Consider the following 18,299-nt stretch of genomic DNA (forward strand, 5'->3'; position numbering starts at 1 on the left):
CATGAATTTCATCGACAACCCGAAGAAGCTTCGTGGCTTCGAGAAGAACATCAAGGTCGAGAAGGTTTCGCGCCGCAGCATCCTGAAGGGGCTCGGCATCACAGGCGGCTTCGTGCTCGCGGCGCCCGTGATGTCGCGCCAGGCGTTCGCCTACGAGACCGGCGCCGGCAAGATGCCGCACGGCGTCGTGGTCGATCCGCGCGTATTCGTCGCGGTCGCACCCGACGGCACCGTCACCATCCTTGCTCACCGCGCCGAGATGGGCACAGGCGTGCGCACCAGCCTGCCGCTGATCGTGGCCGAGGAGATGGAAGCCGACTGGGCCAGGGTCAAGGTGGAGCAGGCCCATGGCGACGAGGTCAAATTCGGCAACCAGGATACCGACGGCTCGCGCAGCACGCGGCATTATTTGATGCCGATGCGCCAGATCGGTGCCTCCGCCCGCACCATGTTGGAGCAAGCCGCCGCGAAACGCTGGGGTGTGCCGGCAACGGAGGTCAAGGCCGTCAATCACGAGGTCGTCCACAGCGCGACGAGCCGCAAGCTTGGCTTCGGCGAGCTCGCAGCCGATGCCGCCAAGGAACCTGTGCCGAGCATCGAAGGGCTCAAGCTGAAGGACCCCAAGGACTTCCGCTATCTCGGCAAGGGCCAGATCGGCATCGTCGATCTCCACGACATCACCACCGGCAAGGCGCGTTACGGCGCCGACATCCGGCTGCCTGGCATGAAGTATGCCGTGATCGCGCGCCCGCCAGTGACCGGCGGCAAGCTGGTCTCGTTCGATCCGGACGCGGCGTTGAAGGTCCCCGGTGTCGAGAAGGTGATGCAGGTGCGCGGCTGGCCGTGGCCGTCGAAATTCCAGCCGCTCGGCGGCGTTGCCGTGATCGCGCGCAACACCGGCGCGGCGATCAAGGGCCGCGACGCGCTGAAGCTGACCTGGGACGACGGCGCCAACGGCAAATACGATTCCGTCGCCTACCGCAAGGAGCTCGAGGAGGCCTCGCGCAAGCCGGGCCTTGTCGTGCGCCAGGAAGGCGACGCCGAGGCTGCTCTGAAGGGCGCCGACAAGGTCGTCGTCGGCGAATATTATCTGCCGCATCTTGCCCATGTCAGCATGGAGCCGCCGGTGGCGGTCGCCGACGTCAAGGGCGACAAGGCGGAGATCTGGGCGCCGGTGCAGAGCCCGGGCGGCACGCGCGAGGACGTTGCGAAGACGCTCGGCATTCCCGAGGGCAATGTCACCGTCAACGTCACGCTGCTCGGCGGCGGCTTCGGCCGCAAGTCGAAATGCGACTTTGCGCTCGAGGCCGCGCTGCTGTCGAAGGAGCTCGGCGTCCCGGTCAAGGTGCAGTGGACGCGCGAGGACGACGTCCGCCACGATTTCCTGCACACGGTCTCCGTGGAACGGATCGAGGCGGGGCTCGACAAAAGCGGCAAGGTGATCGCGTGGCGCCATCGCAGCGTGGCCCCGAGCATCGGCTCGACGTTTGCGGCAGATGCAAAGCACCAGGCGCCTTTCGAGCTCGGCATGGGCCTCGTCGACATGCCCTTCGAGATCGCCAACATCTCCTGCGAGAACCCGGAGGCCGCGGCGTTCACCCGCATCGGCTGGTTCCGCTCGGTCTCGAACATCCCGCGCGCCTTCGCGGTCCAGTCGATGGTGGGCGAGATCGCCCATGCAACCGGCCGCGACCAGAAGGAGACGCTGCTCGCGCTGATCGGTAGCCCGCGCATCGTCAAGCCTGCTGTGAAGGACATGTGGAACTACGGCGAACCGATGGATAGCTATCCGATCGACACCGCGCGCCTGCGCAAGGTGGTCGAGCTGGTCGCCGAGAAGGGCGAATGGGGCCGTCAGGTGCCGAAGGGCCATGGCCTCGGCATCGCAGTGCACCGCAGCTTCGTCAGCTATATCGCGACCATCGTCGAGGTGGCCGTCGACGACAAGGGCAAGCTGACCGTGCCGCGGGTGGACACCGCCATCGACTGCGGCACCTATGTCAACCCGGAGCGCATCGCCTCACAAATCGAGGGCGCGGCGATCATGGGGCTCAGTCTCGCAAAATACGGCGAGATCACCTTCAAGGACGGCAAGGTGCAGCAGAAGAACTTCGACGACTTCCAGGTCCTCAGGATCGATGAATCCCCTGCGGTGACCAACGTCTACATCGTGCCGCCCGGACCCGACACGCCGCCGAGCGGCGTGGGCGAGCCCGGCGTCCCGCCATTCGCGCCGGCGCTGATGAACGCCATCTTCGCCGCGACCGGAAAGCGCATCCGCAGCCTTCCGCTCGGCAAGCAATTGGAAGCATAAAGGCGGGAACACAAGGCGGCCTCGCGCCGTTTGCATCGATCTGACAGGAGCAGATCGATGACCCATACCTCAAAGGCGCTCGCAGTCTCGTTGCTGTCGAGCGCCTTGCTTTTGACGGCCACTGGCGCATACGCCCAGAGCAACACCACACCGCCGACCACCGCGACGCGCCCCAGCACGCCGGACCAGAACTCACTGCCAAACGCCAATGCCACGCCGCCCTCGACCAGCCAGACCACCGGGCAGCACAATCCCGATCCCAAGGTTCGCGAGATGAACCAGAAGGCAAAGGACAAGGTCGAGCGCGAGGGGAAGTAGCGATCTCGCGCATCGGCGTTTTGACGCCGTGATTGTCGGATCTACTTCTTCGCCGAAGCGCAGCGATATGCCCTCTCCCCTTGCGGGAGAGGGCAGCGACGCCGGTTGCCACGACCCCGCTTGGGTGAGGGGTATGCCTGCGTGAGTCTCGCACATTGTGATGCGCGGATAGAACCCCTCATCCGGCGCTTCGCGCCACCTTCTCCCGCAAGGGGAGAAGGGACAACGCCGACGCAAAATGCGGCGGACGTTGCCGTCCGCCGCATTTGCCCCCTGACACTCCGCTTCTTTCGATCCGCCAGCGGAGCTTACTTCTTCAGCGCGAACACCCAGATCACGCCGCCCTGCGGCACGTTGGCTTCGATGCCGATGTTGTTGGTCACGAGTGCATCCTGGATGCGCTGCGCATCCACGCCCCATCCCGACTGGATCGCGATGTATTGCGTGCCGTCGATCTCATAGGACACCGGCATGCCCATGATGCCGGAGTTGGTCTTCTGCTCCCAGAGCAGCTCGCCACTCTTGGCGTTGAAGGCGCGGAAGTTGCGGTCGTTGGTACCGCCCACGAAGACGAGATCGCCTGCGGTCGCCGTCACCGATCCGAACAGCTGCGACTTGGGGAAGTTGTGCTGCCACACCTTCTTGCCCGTGGCGGGATCCCAAGCCTGGAGCTCGCCGAAATGATCGGCACCCGGCTTCGTCTTCAGGCCGATGTCCTCCGGCTTGGTGCCGAGCCAGAGCTCGCCGGGCTTGAGCGGAACCTTCTCGCCGGTGAACCCACCGCAGAAATTCTCGTTGGCGGGCACGTAGACGAGGCCGGTCTTCTGGCTGTAGGCCGCCGACGGCCAATCCTTGCCGCCCCACAGCGATGGACAGAACTCCACGCGCTTGCCGACCACGGGCTTGTGCGCGGGATCGACGATCGGCCTGCCGCTCTCGGCGTCGATGCCCTTCCAGACGTCAGTGGAGACGAACGGCCAGCCGGCGACGTAGTTGATTTTGGTCGGCGTGCGCTCGAGTATCCAGAAGATCGCATCGCGTCCCGGATGGACCAGGCTCTTGATGTTGCGGCCGTCGCGTTGCAGGTCGATCAACATCGGCGCTTCGACTTCGTCCCAGTCCCAGGAATCGTTCTGGTGATACTGGTGATGGGTCTTGATCTTGCCGGTGTTCGGATCGAGCGCGAGCACCGAGGAGGTATAGAGATTGTCGCCGGGATGCATCTCGCCGGGCCACGGCGCGGCGTTGCCGACGCCCCAATAGATCGTCTTGGTGTCCTTGTCGTAATTGCCGGTCATCCAGGCCGAGCCGCCGCCGTTCTTCCAGTCCTCGCCCTGCCAGGTGTCGTGGCCGGGTTCGCCTTCGCCCGGAATGGTATAGGTCCGCCACAGCTCCTTGCCGTCCTTGGCATCGTAGGCGGCGACATAGCCGCGCACGCCGAACTCGCCGCCGGAGCCGCCCACGATGACCTTGCCGTCGACGATCAGCGGCATCAGGGTCATGTACTGGCCCTTCTTGTAGTCCTGCACTTTGGTGTCCCACACCACCTTGCCGGTCTTGGCATCGAGCGCGACGACATGGTCGTCTGTGGTGGCGAGATAGAGCTTGTCCTCCCATAGGCCGACGCCGCGGCTGGTCGGATGCAACTGGAATAGGTCGTCGGGAAGCTGCCGCTTGTAGCGCCAATATTCGTCGCCCGTTTTGGCGTTCAGCGCGATCACCTGCCCCATCGGGGTCGCAACGAACATCACGCCGTTGTTGACGATCGGCGGCGCCTCGTGACCTTCGACCACGCCGGTCGCGAAGGTCCAGACCGGGGTGAGGTTCTTTACATTCGAGGTGTTGATCTGGTCGAGCGGGCTGTAGCCCTGCCCGTCATAGGTCCGCCGGTAGAGCATCCAATTGGCGGGCTCCGGGTTTTCCAACCGCTGCGCGGTGACCGGCGCGTAGTTCTCGATCGGGCCTGATACGGCGGCGGCGGTCGAGGAAAGAGTCGATGCAAGACACGTGAAGGCGACGAAGCCGGACAGTAACCACTGCTTCCTGGTCATGGCGTTCCCCTTTTTCATCCGTTTTGAATTCTTGTTTTGAATTCTTGTCGTTCGTCCCGTCGTCCACCCATCGGCGGATGCGGTCTCTCATGACGCGGGCACAACCCGCACGCCCATCATCCCGGCTGCGCGCCACCTACCTTTCCGACGAAGTTTCCGGCGACGCTGAGCGAGCCGTCAGCCAGCGCCAGCGGCAGCGCAGCGAGCCGTCGCGGCGCCGGCCCGAACACGACCTGCGCGCCCGCGCGAGGATCGTATTCGGAGTTGTGGCACATGCATTTGAGCACTTCCTTGTCGCCGACATCGCTCTTCACCCACGCCGTGACAGGACAGCCGGCATGCGAGCAGATTGCCGAATAGGCGAGGATGCCGTCGACGGCGCGCGCTTTTGTCTGCTCGTCGAGCTCGGCGGGGTCGAGGCGGATGATCAAGATCTCGTTGAGGCGCGAGGCGCTGCGCACGACCGATGTCTTTGGATCTTTCGGCCAGGCATGCACCGGCGGTCCGCCGGCCGACAGAGCGGCCGCGGTGACGGGCTTTCCCTCCTGATCGCCTTCGGAGAACACGAGCAGATCGCCCTTCTGAGGCCGCTCGTCGGAGCCGGGCGCATCCTCGCCCGCGTGGACCTGCGTGGAACAGGCGAAGCACGCCGTGGTGGCCAGCGCACTCTTCAAGAGTGCCCGCCGGGTTTGCTCCGTGCAAGCGTCAGCTTCGGATTCCGCTGTGTTGTCGGAGGATGAAGAGGATGGGTTGAACGATGCACTCGACATGTTCACAAGCAGGCGCTGGAACTCTGCCGAAAAAAAGGCAAAGATTTTTTCCCGCAGTGCATCACACGGTTATGCTCGCACTGATTGAACGCGAACACGCGCATTTGCGCGCATTTTTCTAATTGCAACGTCACGCTACGCGACCGGCATGATGATTTTGCAGATCAGATCAATGCTGCCGGTATTGGTGCAATGCGCCGACGCTCGGCGCGATCGTAGCGCCATCAGTGCGGCTTGCGCATTTCTCAGGCAGGCATTCTGTGTTCTAGGAGCGGAGCACGTGACGCGGCGACGCGATACGGCCGGCCAAGGTTGCCGACGCCATCTCGAAACTGTCGGCGATGCGGCGCGCCCTGTCGATGAACAGCGCGGCTGCCTGCGGCGGGCAGACCTCGCGCGCGGTCTGTTCAAACAAATCGAGCCAACGGTCGAAATGATCCCCGACCAGGTTCAGTGGCATATGCGCCCGCATCGGCGAACCATGGTAGCGGCCGCTCATCAGCACGACCGACGACCAGAAATCCCGGAGCTTGGCCAGATGCTCGTCCCAATTCTGCACGATCGCGAACACCGGCCCCAGCAGCGCATCCTCACGGACGCGGCCATAGAAACGGGTCACGAGTTCCCCGATCATCTCTTCGGTGATCCCCGTGCGCTCGATCGCGTCCTGGGTCAGCAAATTCCGCCGCGCGGCCGCAGCCTCGCGCTCGGCCTTCAGTCGATCCGACATATTTGTTTCGTCCGTTTTGTCTTCACCCTCTCCCCTTGTGGGAGAGGGTGGGTCGCCGCGAAGCGGCGAGACGGGTGAGGGGTTCTCTCCGCGTATTCCTCACGCATTTGGGCTCGCGGAACCAACCCCTCATCCGGCGCTTCGCGCCACCTTCTCCCACAACAAGGGGAGAAGGAAGGACGCATCCCCGCCCATCCTGGTCCAAGTCGCTGCACCCGTCTTTGTCACAACGCAAATAACGGGGTCAGGCGCCGTAGGTGTAGAAGCCCTGCCCCGTCTTGCGGCCGAGATGGCCGGCGTCGACCATTTCCTTGAGCAGGGGAGCTGGACGGTATTTGGGGTCGTTGAAGCCTTTATAAAAGACCTCCATCACCGACAACATGGTGTCGAGCCCGACGAGATCGGCGAGCGCCAGCGGCCCGATCGGATGGTTGCAGCCGAGCTTCATGCCGGCATCGATCTCTTCCGCCGTCGCAATCCCCTCCTGCAGCGCGAAGATCGCCTCGTTGATCATCGGGCACAGGATGCGGTTGACGGCAAAGCCCGGGCTGTTCTTGGCCGTGATCGCCACCTTGCCGACGCGCTTGGCGAAATCGAGCGCCTTGGCGTGGGTGTCGTCGGAAGTCTGCAAGCCGCGGATGAGCTCCAGCAGCGCCATGACCGGAACCGGATTGAAGAAGTGCATGCCGATGAAGCGGTCGGGGCGGTCGGTCGCGGCGGCGAGCTTCGTGATCGAGATCGACGAGGTGTTCGTGGCGAGCAGCGTGCGCGGCGACAGCGTCGCACAGAGATCCTTCAGGATCTTGACCTTGAGTTCCTCGTTCTCGGTCGCGGCCTCGATGACGAGATCGCAATCGACGAGCTTGGCGCGATCGGTGGTGCCGGTGATGCGCTTGAGCGTGGCGTCGCGATCGCCCGCCGACATCTTCTCCTTCTTGACCAGGCGCTCGAGGCTGCCGCCGACCGTCGAAATCCCGCGGTTCACCGCCGCATCGGAAATATCGACCATCACGACCGAAAGCCCGGCCGCGGCACAAATCTGCGCGATGCCGTTCCCCATGGTCCCTGCCCCGATGATGCCAACGGTTTGGATCATTGCCTCAAATCCTTTATCCTTACGGACGTGCCCTACCGGCCCCGCCCCATTGTTCCTGCATCAGGGTCTAGCACCGCCCCCGGGCGGGTGCGACCTGATCTTGTCCCTTCATTAAAGCATCCAAGGCGGGAATAAAGCCGCCTTTCGGTCGCGAAACGGCGTGATTTGGTGCCCCGGCCCGTTTGGCCCGGCCGATCTGCGGCATCCCGTCCCCGGAGGGCGCGAGGGTGCGGGGAGCACCGGGCTCGAGGTGGACGCGCCTCAACCGAGACGAAGCACCTTGCCCGGATTCATGATGTTCTTGGGATCGAGCGCCCGCTTGATCGTGCGCATGATGTCGAGCTCGATCCGGGAGCGATAGTGCTGGAGCTCGTCGAGCTTCTCGATGCCGATGCCATGTTCCGCCGAGATCGAGCCGCCCATGGAGGTAACGAGGTCGTTGACGGCCCGTGTGATTGCTGCGGAATACTGGGACAGCGTATCGCGGTCCATGCCCTTCGGACCCATGAAGGAGAAGTGCACATTGCCGTCTCCGATATGGCCGAGCGGATAGGGGCGGATCGGCGGCAGGATTGCGAGCACGGCCTCGAGACCGCTGTCGATAAACTCGGGAATCCTTGAGACCGCGACCGAGACGTCGTAGCTCAAGCCCGGACCTTCGGTGCGCGATGCCTCGGCCACGCTCTCGCGAATTCGCCACATGTTGCGCGACTGCGTTTCGGTTTGCGCGATCACCGCATCCAGCACCCGGCCCGCCTCGAGCTGGTCGGCCAGGAACTGCTCCATCCTGTCCGACATGCCCGTGCCACCGTCCTGCCGTGGCCGGGCCGACGACCATTCGAGAAGGAGATACCATTCGGTCTCAGCCTTGAGAGGATCCTGGGTGCCGGGAATGTGCCGCAGCACCATGTCGGTGCACGCACGGCTGATGAGCTCACAGGAGCCGACATTGTCATCGGAAGCAGCATGCGCCTCCGACAGAAGGTCGATAGCAGACTTGGGATCGCGAATCGCGAGCCATGCCGTGCACACGTCTTTCGGCGCCGGCCAGAGTTTCAGCACCGCCTTGGTGATGATGCCGAGCGTCCCTTCGGCGCCCATGAACAGATGCTTGAGGTCATAGCCGGTGTTGTCCTTCTTGAGCGCACGCAGGCCGTCCCAGACATCGCCGTTAGCCAGCACGACCTCGAGACCCAACACCAGATTTCGCGCATTGCCATAACGCAGCACCTGCACGCCGCCGGCATTGGTGGACAGATTACCTCCGACCATGCACGAGCCCTGAGCACCGAGGCTGAGCGGAAAGAGGCGGTCGTGGCGCGCGGCTGTGTCCTGAAGCGTCTCGAGGATGCAGCCTGCCTCCACGGTCATGGCATAGCCGACGGGATCGATATTCGACACCTGGTTCATGCGACCGAGCGACAGCACGATGCCGCGGTGCATGGGCCACGGCATGGCACCGCCCATCAGGCCGGTGTTGCCACCTTGCGGAACGATGGCAATGCCGTTGTCGTAGCAGAGCTTGACGACAGCGGAGACTTCCGCGGTGCTGGCCGGACGCACGACCGCCGCGGCCTGCCCCGCCAACTCGCCCCGCCAGTCGGTCACGAAGGGCAGCTTGTCCTGCTCGTCCAGGATCAGGCCTTTGTCGCCGACGATGGCCCGCAAGCGGTCGAGAACGGCTGAGGTCACTGGCGCGGTCGGAATCGAGGGAGCGGTGGGAAGGGCTGCACCCGGCATGTGTTCCTCTCTTTTCGGCCGTTCCGCGCCCTGGGGCGCGCCAGCCTTCGTTCTTGTTTTCATTCTGGGCGGTGGTGCGATGACCCTAGCATAGGGGGCGCGCTTGGGAACGTCTCCGGCAGTAAGCCTGTGCAGATTTGCCTGGGATTGCTGAATGCAGGCGCACTTCCGCGGAGCTCCCGTATACCCTACTGTGCCCGATCACATTCGGATTGGAGATCATGAGCCGTTTCTGGAGTCCGGTCGTCCACACGCTTTCGCCCTACGTCCCCGGCGAGCAGCCCAAGCAGGACGGCATCGTTAAGCTCAATACCAACGAGAATCCCTACCCGCCCTCGCCGCGCGTGCTGGCGGCGATCGCAGCGGCCGTGGAGCGGCTGCGCCTTTATCCCGATCCGCGCGCAACGCGCCTGCGTGAGGCGATCGCGGCCCATTGCGATGTGGCGCCCGAGCAAGTGTTCGTCGGCAACGGCTCCGACGAGGTTCTGGCCCACACCTTCCAGGCGCTTCTGAAGCACGAACCACCGCTTCTATTCCCCGACGTCACCTACAGCTTCTACCCTGTTTATTGCGGCCTCTATGGAATAACGCATGACGAGGTGCCGCTCGATGCTGCGATGAGGATCGATATCTCCGACTACAGGCGGCCATCGAGTGCCATCCTCCTCTGCAATCCGAACGCTCCTACCGGCATTGCCCTTCAGCGCGACGCAATCGCATCGCTGCTCGCCGAACAGCCGGACCGGCTGGTGGTGGTGGACGAGGCCTATGTCGATTTCGGCGCCGAGAGCGCCGTGCCGCTGGTTGCACGCCACGACAATCTGCTGGTCATCCAGACCTTCTCGAAGTCGCGCTCGCTCGCTGGCCTGCGGGTTGGTTTTGCCATCGGCCAACGACCGCTGATCGAAGCGCTGGAACGCGTGAAGGACAGCTTCAACTCCTATCCCGTCGATTGCCTCGCGATCGCCGGCGCCGCCGCCGCCATCGAGGACGACGGCTGGTTCCGAGACACCCGTGCCCGTATCATCGCGAGCCGCGAAACCTTGGCCCGCGACCTCAGACAACTCGGCTTCGAGGTGTTGCCGTCGCTCGCCAACTTCGTCTTCGCGCGCCATCGAAGCCGGAGCGGAGCAGATCTCGCGGCAGCGCTTCGCCAGCGTGGCGTTCTGGTCCGGCATTTCGGCAAGCCACGCATCCAGAACTTCCTGCGCATCACGGTCGGAACGGAGGCAGAGTGTGCCCGGCTTATTGAAGTGCTGCGCGGCTTGATCTGAGCCCCGACGGTCCCCGCATCGGGCAAAGTCAAAACGATGAGGCCGAACGCCACCTCGTGCCATGCTGCGCAAGGCTTTGATTTCCGGTCCAATTCGGGTTACCAAACCGCTCCGCCGCCTGCTTTGCAGGACGATCCCCTCAGGGAAATAAACGTGAATCACCTCCGCAGTCCCGAAATCGGCGCACGCGAGACATCGCGGCGGGCGCCGAAGCTCAGGCACGGATGAACGACTTCGCGCGATCCGTCGGCGCCGCGTTCACGCTGATCGGCGAGGCCGATGCGGAGCTTCTGGCTATCGTCGGGCTGTCGGTGCGCGTCAGCCTCACCGCCAGCATCCTCGCGCTTCTGATCGGGGCGCCGTTCGGGGCGCTGCTTGCGATCACCCGGTTCCGCGGGCGGCAGGTCATCATCGTCCTCACCAATGCCTTGCTTGGTCTTCCGCCGGTCGTGGTCGGGCTCGCACTCTATCTTTTGCTGTCACGATCCGGCCCGTTCGGGGCCGCCGGCCTGTTGTTTACGCCAACGGCCATGGTGATTGCGCAATCGCTGCTCGCAACACCGATCGTGGTTGCACTCGTCCACCGGCCGGCGAGCCTGCTGTGGGCGGAGTATGGCGACCTGGCGCGGATCGACGGGCTGTCGACGTTGCGCAGCATCGGCTTGCTGTTCGCGCTGGGCCGGACCTCGCTGCTGACGGCCTTTCTAGCAGCCTTCGGGCGCGCGATCGCGGAGGTTGGCGCCATCCTCATCGTCGGCGGCAACATCCGCGGTTTCACGCGCACGATGACGACGGCGATCGCGCTGGAGACCAGCAAGGGCGACCTGCCGCTGGCGCTCGGGCTCGGGCTGATCCTGCTCGCACTCAGCGTCGCAGTGTCCACCGTCGCCTTCCTGCTAGTGGGACGCGTTGGGGAAAAATAGCTGCTCGCCCCCGACCTTGTAGCCGGCGATGGCCTCCTGCCCCCCAGGAGAGATCAGCCAGTCGATGAAGGCCTGCCCGTCCTGCGCCTTCACGTTCGCATGCTTGGCCGGATTGACCAGCATGACGCCGTACTGGTTGAACAGCCGCTTGTCGCCTTCCGTCAGGACGGTAAGCTCGCCGCGGTTCTTGAATGACAACCAGGTGCCGCGGTCAGACAGCAGATAGGCATTGGACGACGACGCCATGTTCAGTGCCGGGCCCATGCCCTGACCGATCTCGCGATACCAGCCGTCCTTGGCGGCACCGAGGTCGATGCCTGCCTCCTTCCACAGCCGTAGCTCGGCCGCGTGCGTGCCGGACTTGTCGCCGCGCGAGATGAACGGCGCCTTCGCGGCGGCGATCTTGCGCAGCGCATCGGCCACGTCCTTGCCGCCGGCGATCTTCGCGGGATCGCTCTTCGGCCCGACAATGACGAAGTCGTTGTACATGACATCAAAGCGCTTCACGCCCTCCCCTTCGGACATGAACTTGTCCTCGGCGGGCCTGTCATGGACGAACACGACGTCTGCATCGCCGCGCCGCCCGATGTCGAGCGCCTGGCCCGTACCGACGGCAACGACCTTCACGTCGATGCCCGCGGCCTTCGAGAACAGCGGCAGCAAGTAACCGAACAGCCCCGACTGTTCCGTCGACGTCGTCGAGGCCACGGTGATGGCGCGCTCCTGCGCGACTGCGATCGTGGACCAGAGCAGAATCGCTCCGAGAGTCATTATCTTTTTCATGCCTCGTCCTTACGCCAGATGCCCGATGTTCCAAACTCTACCGTCGATAGAGCCGTACAGGGAACCTCGACAAGCACCGCAACGTGCTTGGTCATGATCCTCGCGACGCTTCCCTGTGAGGAACGTCCGCTCCGCGCGCAAGTTGTCCTCAAGTCAACCCAGGAGGAAACCAGATGAAGAAGATCATTTTGGCATCCGCATGCATCATGGCGCTGGCGACCGGCGGCGCCTTTGCGCAGACACAACCCGCCCCAGGCGCATCCGGCCATGGCGACGTCGGCCCTTCGTCGCGGGGCCCCGCGACCAAGGGCATGACGACCGGCGCGTCGTCGAACATGCAGAACGAGGCCGCCGACAGCAAGGGCAAGCAGACTCCGTCGGCCGGCGGCAGCAACACGAACAACATGGGCAGCCAGGCCGGCGGCGGCGCGGGCTCCGGAAAGTAGGCTTGCATCGATCGGAAGTCCGGAGAGGGGCGATCGTCCCCTCTCTAAGAGTCTTCGTGCCGCCAAAGCTCGCCGATGTCATACGCGAAGGTCTTGGTGTCGAACGAAGCGTGTTGGCGGGGCTGCAGCTTGACTACAGTCACGCCGGCTAACTCGCAGCCGCGCGCTCTAAAGGCTTGGATGTTCTGCAATTGGTCCCACCTACATTGACATCAGTGTGACAGCCGGGGATTTTTACATTGCTGGCGAATCAGCGATGGCCTCAAGCCGAGTACCTCTTGGACAACTCCCAGTGCTTTCGAGACTGATATCGTTGCTGCGCCGCATCCCCGCGGTGAAATGGGCGTTGACCCGGCTTCGGCCTGCGCCGCACGGCGGCAGCATCGCGGTCGCGCCTGATACCGCAGACGCCTCATCCGCCATTGTTGCTGACATTGCAGTAGCCGCGGAGGTTCTCGACAACAGCATCGGCGTGGATACGTCGCACTGCGACGCCGCGGTCGCGGCTTCGGCCGAAGACGACAGCGCCAGCCCTGTCATCGCGGAGAGCCCGTCGGAAGCGCCAGCCGATATCAGCGGCAGCGACGAATCCTCCCGGGAGACGGCGGCGGGCGTCGAGCCGGTCGTCGTGGAGGAAGCGTCGGTCGCGACCATCGAGGTCGTGCGCGAGCCGGTCGACGTCCCCGAACTCATCACCAACAGCGATGCATCTCCCGAGCTTGCGGCCGTTGAGCCCGTTGTCGCGGAGGAGGCCTCGTCCGCCGATGCCGCGGTCGAGGTCGTCCCGGTTGATGCCCCCGCTCTCGCCGTCAACGACGAGCATTCCGCTACCGTCGACGTGGATACTCGCTCAACTCTCGACGATGCGTGTGTGGCGCTTGCCGATCGCGAAATCTCGGCGGAGCATGTCGCTGAGGATAGCATCGACAGCGATTCCTCCCCCAGCGCCGCGAAAGTCGCCGACGACACGCCCAGCGTCGTCACGGATGTTGCGCCGGAGCCGGCCCTCGAGGCCCCCGCTCCGGAGATCACTGGCGCACCGAAGATTCGTGCAAAGATCGCAGAACCCGCCGACCGCGCCGCGCTGATCCGGCAGCGCTGGGCGGAGACCGGGATCAGGATGTGGAATCCGCGGCTTCACGGCGCCGGTGATGCCACGCTGAACATCCAGGGGAGCGTCGGGCTGCTGCCGCCGGCGCCCGGCGAGACGATGCCGCGCTACGACAAGCTGGAATTCAGGATGCTCGGCGGACAGATCGTTTGCGAGGGCGTGATTGTCGAAGCACCCGCGCATGCAAGCCAGCGCAGTTTTACGCGGCTCGCCGAGCCGGGCAAACCCGACCGGGTCCGCGAACCAATGCGGGAACGCCAGGCCGCTCTCGCCTGACCCTTTATGCCTTTCGCTTAGGGAATAGGATAGCCCTTCCAGACCCACTCCAGCGCCGACGGCAGCGTCTGCGCGATCGTGGGGCGGTCGACGTGCTTGGCGTTGCGCACGAACAGAAACTGATAGTGGTAGCCCTTCTCGGCCAGCACCTTGGCCATCAGCGCGTTGGAGAGGGTCCAGTCGTGCATGCCGTCGGGAATGGTGGGGTTCGGATAGAACAGGTCCTGGTCGCCGCCGAAGAACCAAAAGCGGATCGGCTTGGCCGGCGCAGCGATGATCAGCGGCACGCCGGGCGGCTCGGCCGGCGTGAGCACGCCAGCCTTGGAAATGAGATTGGGTGTGGCCGGCCCCGTCCATGCGCTGTGATATTCCCAGGCGCCGCCGCGCAGCGACGGGTCGTGCGGCCATTGCTGGTTGACCATGGTCGGCGAGAACGCCAGCACGCGGTGATAGAGATCGGGATAGAACCACGCCATGGTGAAGGCTGCCACACCGCTCGAACTCAGCCCCATGGTCGCACGCCCATCGGGATTTCTGGTCAGCTTGACGTCGGCATTCTTTTCGACCAGCGGCAGCACTTCACGCTCGACGAACTGCGCGTAGGCCCCTGATACCGCGTCATATTCGCGGCCGCGCTGACTGCCCTGCGCGTCCTGCCCGCCATTGCCGATCTGGATCGCGATCATCGGCGGCACGCGGCGCTGCGCGATCAGATTGTCGAGCGTGACGGCGAGATCCTTGTAGGCGTTGGAGCCGCCGTCGCCGACCACGATGAACGGCGCCTCGGTGCCGCGCACATATTGCGCCGGCACATAGACGTCGATGGCGCGCGACCAGACGCCAGGATGGCTGGTGGTGACGATCATGTGCGACTTGTCCTCCGGCGCCGTGGCGGTCGTCATGATCGAGGAGTTGGTGCAGCCGGCGACGTCGTCGCGGATCAGGCCGGGATTGTAGATGGTGCTCTCCTTCGACGGCAGCGTGAAGGATTTTGTCGTCCCGCGCGGCACACCCTCCCTCGCGATCGTCTCCGGCGCAGGATTGTGGGTGGGGCCGATGATAAAATTGCCCTCGGCACCCGGTGGCGGCAGCGTTCCGTCAGGAAGCTCGGTCGCGCGCGGGTAATTGGGATTGGATGGATCGTGCGTCGGAGGCGCCGTCTTGAAATCGAGACCCGTCGTATCGATAAAGAACGGGGCCGCCTTGTCGGTGCTGTTGGCCCCAGGCGGCATCACCATCTTCTGGGTGACGCAGGCCGGCTGCGAGTAGGCAATTGAAGTGAAGGAGACGAGGAAACTCAGCGTCCCCGCAAGGACGGAGGATGATCTGGTCATTTCAGCTCCCGATGCCGACGAGTCTTTCTGGCTCGCCTTGGGGCAAAGTATGGCGAGCCGACTGCGCGCGGTCAAACCCCAACCGGCCGCGTTGCAGCGATGGCCGCCATGCTCAAAACGGACGGGCACGGTTATTCCGCGCATGCCACGACATTTTTCAGACATGTGGCCGTTGCTGCCGCACCTCGCACGACGTAGCTTGCCGGCCGGCCGCGCGAAGGCCGCGCCCGATCAAGACGACAAGAACAATCTGCAAGAACAATCTGGGAGACAAACGATGAAAAAGCTCAGGGCCGCGCTCTGTGCATTGGCGTTCCTCGCAACCGGCGCGCAGGCGCAGACCGTCAAGGATTTCATTGCGGCGGTCACCAAGAAATGGACCACGCCGTTCGAGCCGTTCCAGCTCATCGGCAACATCTACTATGTCGGCACTGACGGCATCGCCGTCTACATCATCAAGACCTCACAGGGCCTGATCCTGATGGATACGGCGCTTCCGGAATCCACCGGCATGATCAAGGACAACGTTGCCAAGCTCGGTCTCAAGGTCTCCGACATCAAGATCATCCTCAATACGCACGCGCATTTCGACCACACCGGCGGTTTCGCCGAAATCAAGAAGGAGACCGGCTCGCAGCTGATCGCCGGCGAACGCGACAAGCAGCTGCTGGAAGGCGGCTATTATCCTGGCGACGAGAAGAACGAGGACCTTGCCTTCCCCGCAGTGAAGGTCGATCGCGCCGTGAAGGAAGGCGACAAGGTCACGCTCGGCGACACCACGTTGACGGCGCATGCGACTCCTGGCCACTCGCCGGGCTGCACGAGCTGGGAAATGACCGTCAAGGACGGCAATCAGGACCGCAAGGTGCTGTTCTTCTGTAGCGGCACGGTGGCATTGAACCGGCTGGTCGGCCAGCCGACCCATGCCGGAATCGTCGACGACTACCGTGCGACCTACGCCAAGGTGAAGGCGATGAAGATCGACGTGCTGCTCGGGCCGCATCCGGAGGTCTATGGCATGCAGGCCAAGCGTGCCGAAATGAAGGACGGCGCACCGAACCCGTTCGTCAAGCCGGGTGAGCTCGCAGCCTACGCCACAACCCTGTCGGAGGATTTCGACAAGCAGCTCGCCAAGCAGACCGCCGCGCTCGAGAAGAAATAGCGGTCATCCGGGCATCCGCACACCTTTCCTCGACAAAGAGAGGTGTGCGAGCAGATCGCCTCGCACCATTGGCGATGCGACAGAATGCTGCGCCGACACCGATGGTTAGCAGAGCGTCACCAACGTTTTTGCGGTCTTTTGCAATCGATACGCTCGTTTTCGCCGCCGCCTATCGTTAACCCGGCCTCACCAATGCAGGCGGCCGGAAAACTCCCGGTAGCGTACAACCTTCGCCGGCTTTTCCTGCGAGACCCGCCTAACGCGACCTTTACCCTCGCCGTGCAACATCCCCAGCGTTTTGAAGGGGATCCGGGGCTCGTATTGCAATGCCTGTCACCAATTTGAAGTCTCATCTCGCCGCCGCGTTGCAGCTGTTTCGCGTGCCCGCTGACCCCGACCTCACGCGCGCGCAATTCGACGCCTTCTCCAAGCAGATCCCGTTGCTCTATTTCATCCTCATGAGCAACACGATCGCTGTCGCCTATACCTATGTGAGCGTGGCGCCGGACTGGTTGACGCTCATCGTGCCATCCGTGCTGACCGCGCTCGCGGCGCTTCGCACCTTCTGGTGGCTGCGCCAACGGCACCTCGTGCGCACCGATGCCGACATCCTGCGCAATCTGCGCGCCACCAACTGGATGACATTGCCGATCGGCGCGGGCTTCACAGTCTGGTCCTTCGCGCTCTACCCTTACGGCGACCCCTTCGCCAAGAGCCAGGTTGCCTTCTACATGGCGGTGACCGTGATCGGCTGCATCTTCTCGCTGATGCATCTGCGCTCGGCGGCACTGATCGTGACGCTGGTCGTCGACGTGCCCTATGTGCTGTTCTTCTGGGCCACCGGCGAGCCGACGCTGAAGGCGATCGCCGTCAACAATCTGCTCGTGTCGGGGGCGATGGTGACGGTGCTGTTCATCTACTATCGCGACTTCGCCGATCTCGTCGCGAGCCGCAAATCGCTGCTGGCACAACAGGCAGCCACCCAAGCCCTCTCGGACGAGAACTTCCGCCTCGCCAACCTCGATTCCCTGACCGAACTGCCGAATCGCCGCCGCCGATGGCGGAAGCGCTCTATGAATGCGCCGACTATTCGCTCTATCACGCCAAGCGGCATCTGCGCGGCCGCACCGTGATCTTCTCGAGCGAGCTCGAGGCCGAGATCCGCAGCCGCGGCGTCATCGAGAATTTGCTGCGCACCGCCGATTTCAGCACCGAGATGGACTTGGTGTTCCAGCCGATCGTGGACGCCATGAGCGAGCACACCGCCGGCTTCGAGGTCCTGGCGCGCTGGCGCAGCTCCCGCCTCGGCCTGGTTTCGCCGGCCGACTTCATTCCCGCCGCCGAGCGCATCGGCCTGATCCGGCCGCTGACGCAAGCGCTGCTGGCGCGCGCGCTCGCGACGGCCAGGACCTGGCCCGACCACATCCGCCTGTCGTTCAACCTGTCCGCGCACGACATCTGCTCGCCCGAGGGCATCCTGCCGCTGATCACCATCGTCGAGAAGAGCGGGCTGTCGCCGCGCCGGATCGATTTCGAGATCACCGAGACCGCCGTCACCTTCGATTTCGTACGCGCGCAGCAGTCGATCGCGGCATTGAAGGCGATGGGCTGCGGCATTTCGCTGGACGATTTCGGCACCGGCTATTCCTCGCTGAGCCACGTGCACTGGCTCCCGCTCGACAAGATCAAGATCGACCGCAGCTTCATCGCCGACGTCAATGACAATGCAGTGAGCCACAAGATCATCAAGTCCCTCACAGGCCTCTGTGACGACATGGAGATCGCCTGCGTCGCCGAGGGCGTCGAGACCCGCGCTCAGCTCGACACCCTGCGCCGGCTGGGATGCGACTTCATCCAGGGCTACTACTTCGCCAAGCCCATGCACGGCGACGCGATCGACGAGTATCTCGCAAAGGAACGCCAGCGCCTTGGCGGCGCCGGAGCCAGGGTCGTGGCCTGAGTCGCGCCTGG

General features: G+C 64.0%; 14 protein-coding genes and 1 pseudogene. 8 read left to right on the top strand and 7 right to left on the bottom strand.

From position 1 onward, the window contains the following. The first annotated feature begins 1 nt into the window (after nucleotide 1). Both ABIB91_RS32155 and ABIB91_RS32160 read left to right on the top strand, forming a co-directional pair. On the top strand, nucleotides 2–2,314 hold the full coding sequence (locus ABIB91_RS32155) for a xanthine dehydrogenase family protein molybdopterin-binding subunit (RefSeq protein WP_354170552.1): 2,313 nt from the start codon (nucleotides 2–4) through the stop codon (nucleotides 2,312–2,314). A gap of 57 nt (nucleotides 2,315–2,371) precedes the next feature. Continuing rightward, complete coding sequence (locus ABIB91_RS32160; RefSeq protein WP_007601361.1) at nucleotides 2,372–2,632, top strand: hypothetical protein; 261 nt, start codon at nucleotides 2,372–2,374, stop codon at nucleotides 2,630–2,632. A gap of 308 nt (nucleotides 2,633–2,940) precedes the next feature. Here ABIB91_RS32160 and ABIB91_RS32165 read toward each other — a convergent pair whose 3' ends face one another. The 5 genes from ABIB91_RS32165 to ABIB91_RS32185 form a co-directional block, all read right to left on the bottom strand. Continuing rightward, a complete protein-coding gene (locus ABIB91_RS32165) occupies nucleotides 2,941–4,683 on the bottom strand; it encodes a methanol/ethanol family PQQ-dependent dehydrogenase (RefSeq protein ID WP_354170550.1) in 1,743 nt (580 codons plus the stop codon). A 116-nt stretch (nucleotides 4,684–4,799) separates the two neighbouring features. Continuing rightward, entirely contained in the window at nucleotides 4,800–5,453 is a 654-nt protein-coding gene (locus tag ABIB91_RS32170; RefSeq protein WP_354170548.1) for a QcrA and Rieske domain-containing protein, read from the bottom strand. A 265-nt stretch (nucleotides 5,454–5,718) separates the two neighbouring features. Beyond that, nucleotides 5,719–6,183, bottom strand: coding sequence for a group III truncated hemoglobin (locus tag ABIB91_RS32175; protein WP_354170546.1), 465 nt, complete (start codon nucleotides 6,181–6,183; stop codon nucleotides 5,719–5,721). 244 nt (nucleotides 6,184–6,427) lie between these two features. Further along, nucleotides 6,428–7,279 carry a 3-hydroxybutyryl-CoA dehydrogenase gene (locus tag ABIB91_RS32180; protein ID WP_007612992.1) on the bottom strand — a complete coding sequence of 284 codons (852 nt, stop codon included), beginning with the start codon at nucleotides 7,277–7,279 and terminating at the stop codon, nucleotides 6,428–6,430. Between the two features lie 261 nt (nucleotides 7,280–7,540). Beyond that, on the bottom strand, nucleotides 7,541–9,019 hold the full coding sequence (locus ABIB91_RS32185) for an FAD-binding oxidoreductase (RefSeq protein WP_354170544.1): 1,479 nt from the start codon (nucleotides 9,017–9,019) through the stop codon (nucleotides 7,541–7,543). A 221-nt stretch (nucleotides 9,020–9,240) separates the two neighbouring features. On the opposite strand from ABIB91_RS32185, the gene hisC reads away from it, so the two are divergent. Together hisC and ABIB91_RS32195 are read left to right on the top strand one after the other, a co-directional pair. After that, nucleotides 9,241–10,293, top strand: coding sequence for a histidinol-phosphate transaminase (gene hisC / locus ABIB91_RS32190; RefSeq protein WP_354170542.1), 1,053 nt, complete (start codon nucleotides 9,241–9,243; stop codon nucleotides 10,291–10,293). Nucleotides 10,294–10,517: 224 nt separating this feature from the next. Beyond that, complete coding sequence (locus tag ABIB91_RS32195) at nucleotides 10,518–11,216, top strand: ABC transporter permease (RefSeq protein WP_007601350.1); 699 nt, start codon at nucleotides 10,518–10,520, stop codon at nucleotides 11,214–11,216. On the opposite strand, the gene ABIB91_RS32200 is transcribed toward ABIB91_RS32195, so the two are convergent. Next, nucleotides 11,190–11,999: an ABC transporter substrate-binding protein gene (locus ABIB91_RS32200; protein ID WP_007601348.1), complete on the bottom strand. Its 810-nt coding sequence runs from the start codon at nucleotides 11,997–11,999 to the stop codon at nucleotides 11,190–11,192. The genes ABIB91_RS32195 and ABIB91_RS32200 overlap by 27 nt on opposite strands. Nucleotides 12,000–12,172: 173 nt before the next feature. On the opposite strand from ABIB91_RS32200, the gene ABIB91_RS32205 reads away from it, so the two are divergent. Continuing rightward, nucleotides 12,173–12,445: a hypothetical protein gene (locus ABIB91_RS32205; protein WP_007601345.1), complete on the top strand. Its 273-nt coding sequence runs from the start codon at nucleotides 12,173–12,175 to the stop codon at nucleotides 12,443–12,445. Nucleotides 12,446–12,737: 292 nt separating this feature from the next. Then, nucleotides 12,738–13,832, top strand: a complete 1,095-nt coding sequence (locus ABIB91_RS32210) for a hypothetical protein (RefSeq protein ID WP_354170539.1) — start codon at nucleotides 12,738–12,740, stop codon at nucleotides 13,830–13,832. 17 nt (nucleotides 13,833–13,849) lie between these two features. Here ABIB91_RS32210 and ABIB91_RS32215 read toward each other — a convergent pair whose 3' ends face one another. Then, nucleotides 13,850–15,166, bottom strand: a complete 1,317-nt coding sequence (locus tag ABIB91_RS32215) for an alpha/beta hydrolase (protein ID WP_354170537.1) — start codon at nucleotides 15,164–15,166, stop codon at nucleotides 13,850–13,852. A 277-nt stretch (nucleotides 15,167–15,443) separates the two neighbouring features. Here ABIB91_RS32215 and blaBJP point away from each other — a divergent pair, with 277 nt between their 5' ends. After that, nucleotides 15,444–16,328, top strand: a complete 885-nt coding sequence (blaBJP, locus tag ABIB91_RS32220; protein ID WP_354170535.1) for a BJP family subclass B3 metallo-beta-lactamase — start codon at nucleotides 15,444–15,446, stop codon at nucleotides 16,326–16,328. A 326-nt stretch (nucleotides 16,329–16,654) separates the two neighbouring features. Next, nucleotides 16,655–18,288, top strand: a pseudogene (locus tag ABIB91_RS32225) (bifunctional diguanylate cyclase/phosphodiesterase). The last annotated feature ends 11 nt before the right edge of the window (nucleotides 18,289–18,299 follow it).

This window comes from Bradyrhizobium sp. JR4.3 (genome assembly GCF_040547695.1).
In the GTDB taxonomy this organism is placed as follows: domain Bacteria; phylum Pseudomonadota; class Alphaproteobacteria; order Rhizobiales; family Xanthobacteraceae; genus Bradyrhizobium; species Bradyrhizobium canariense.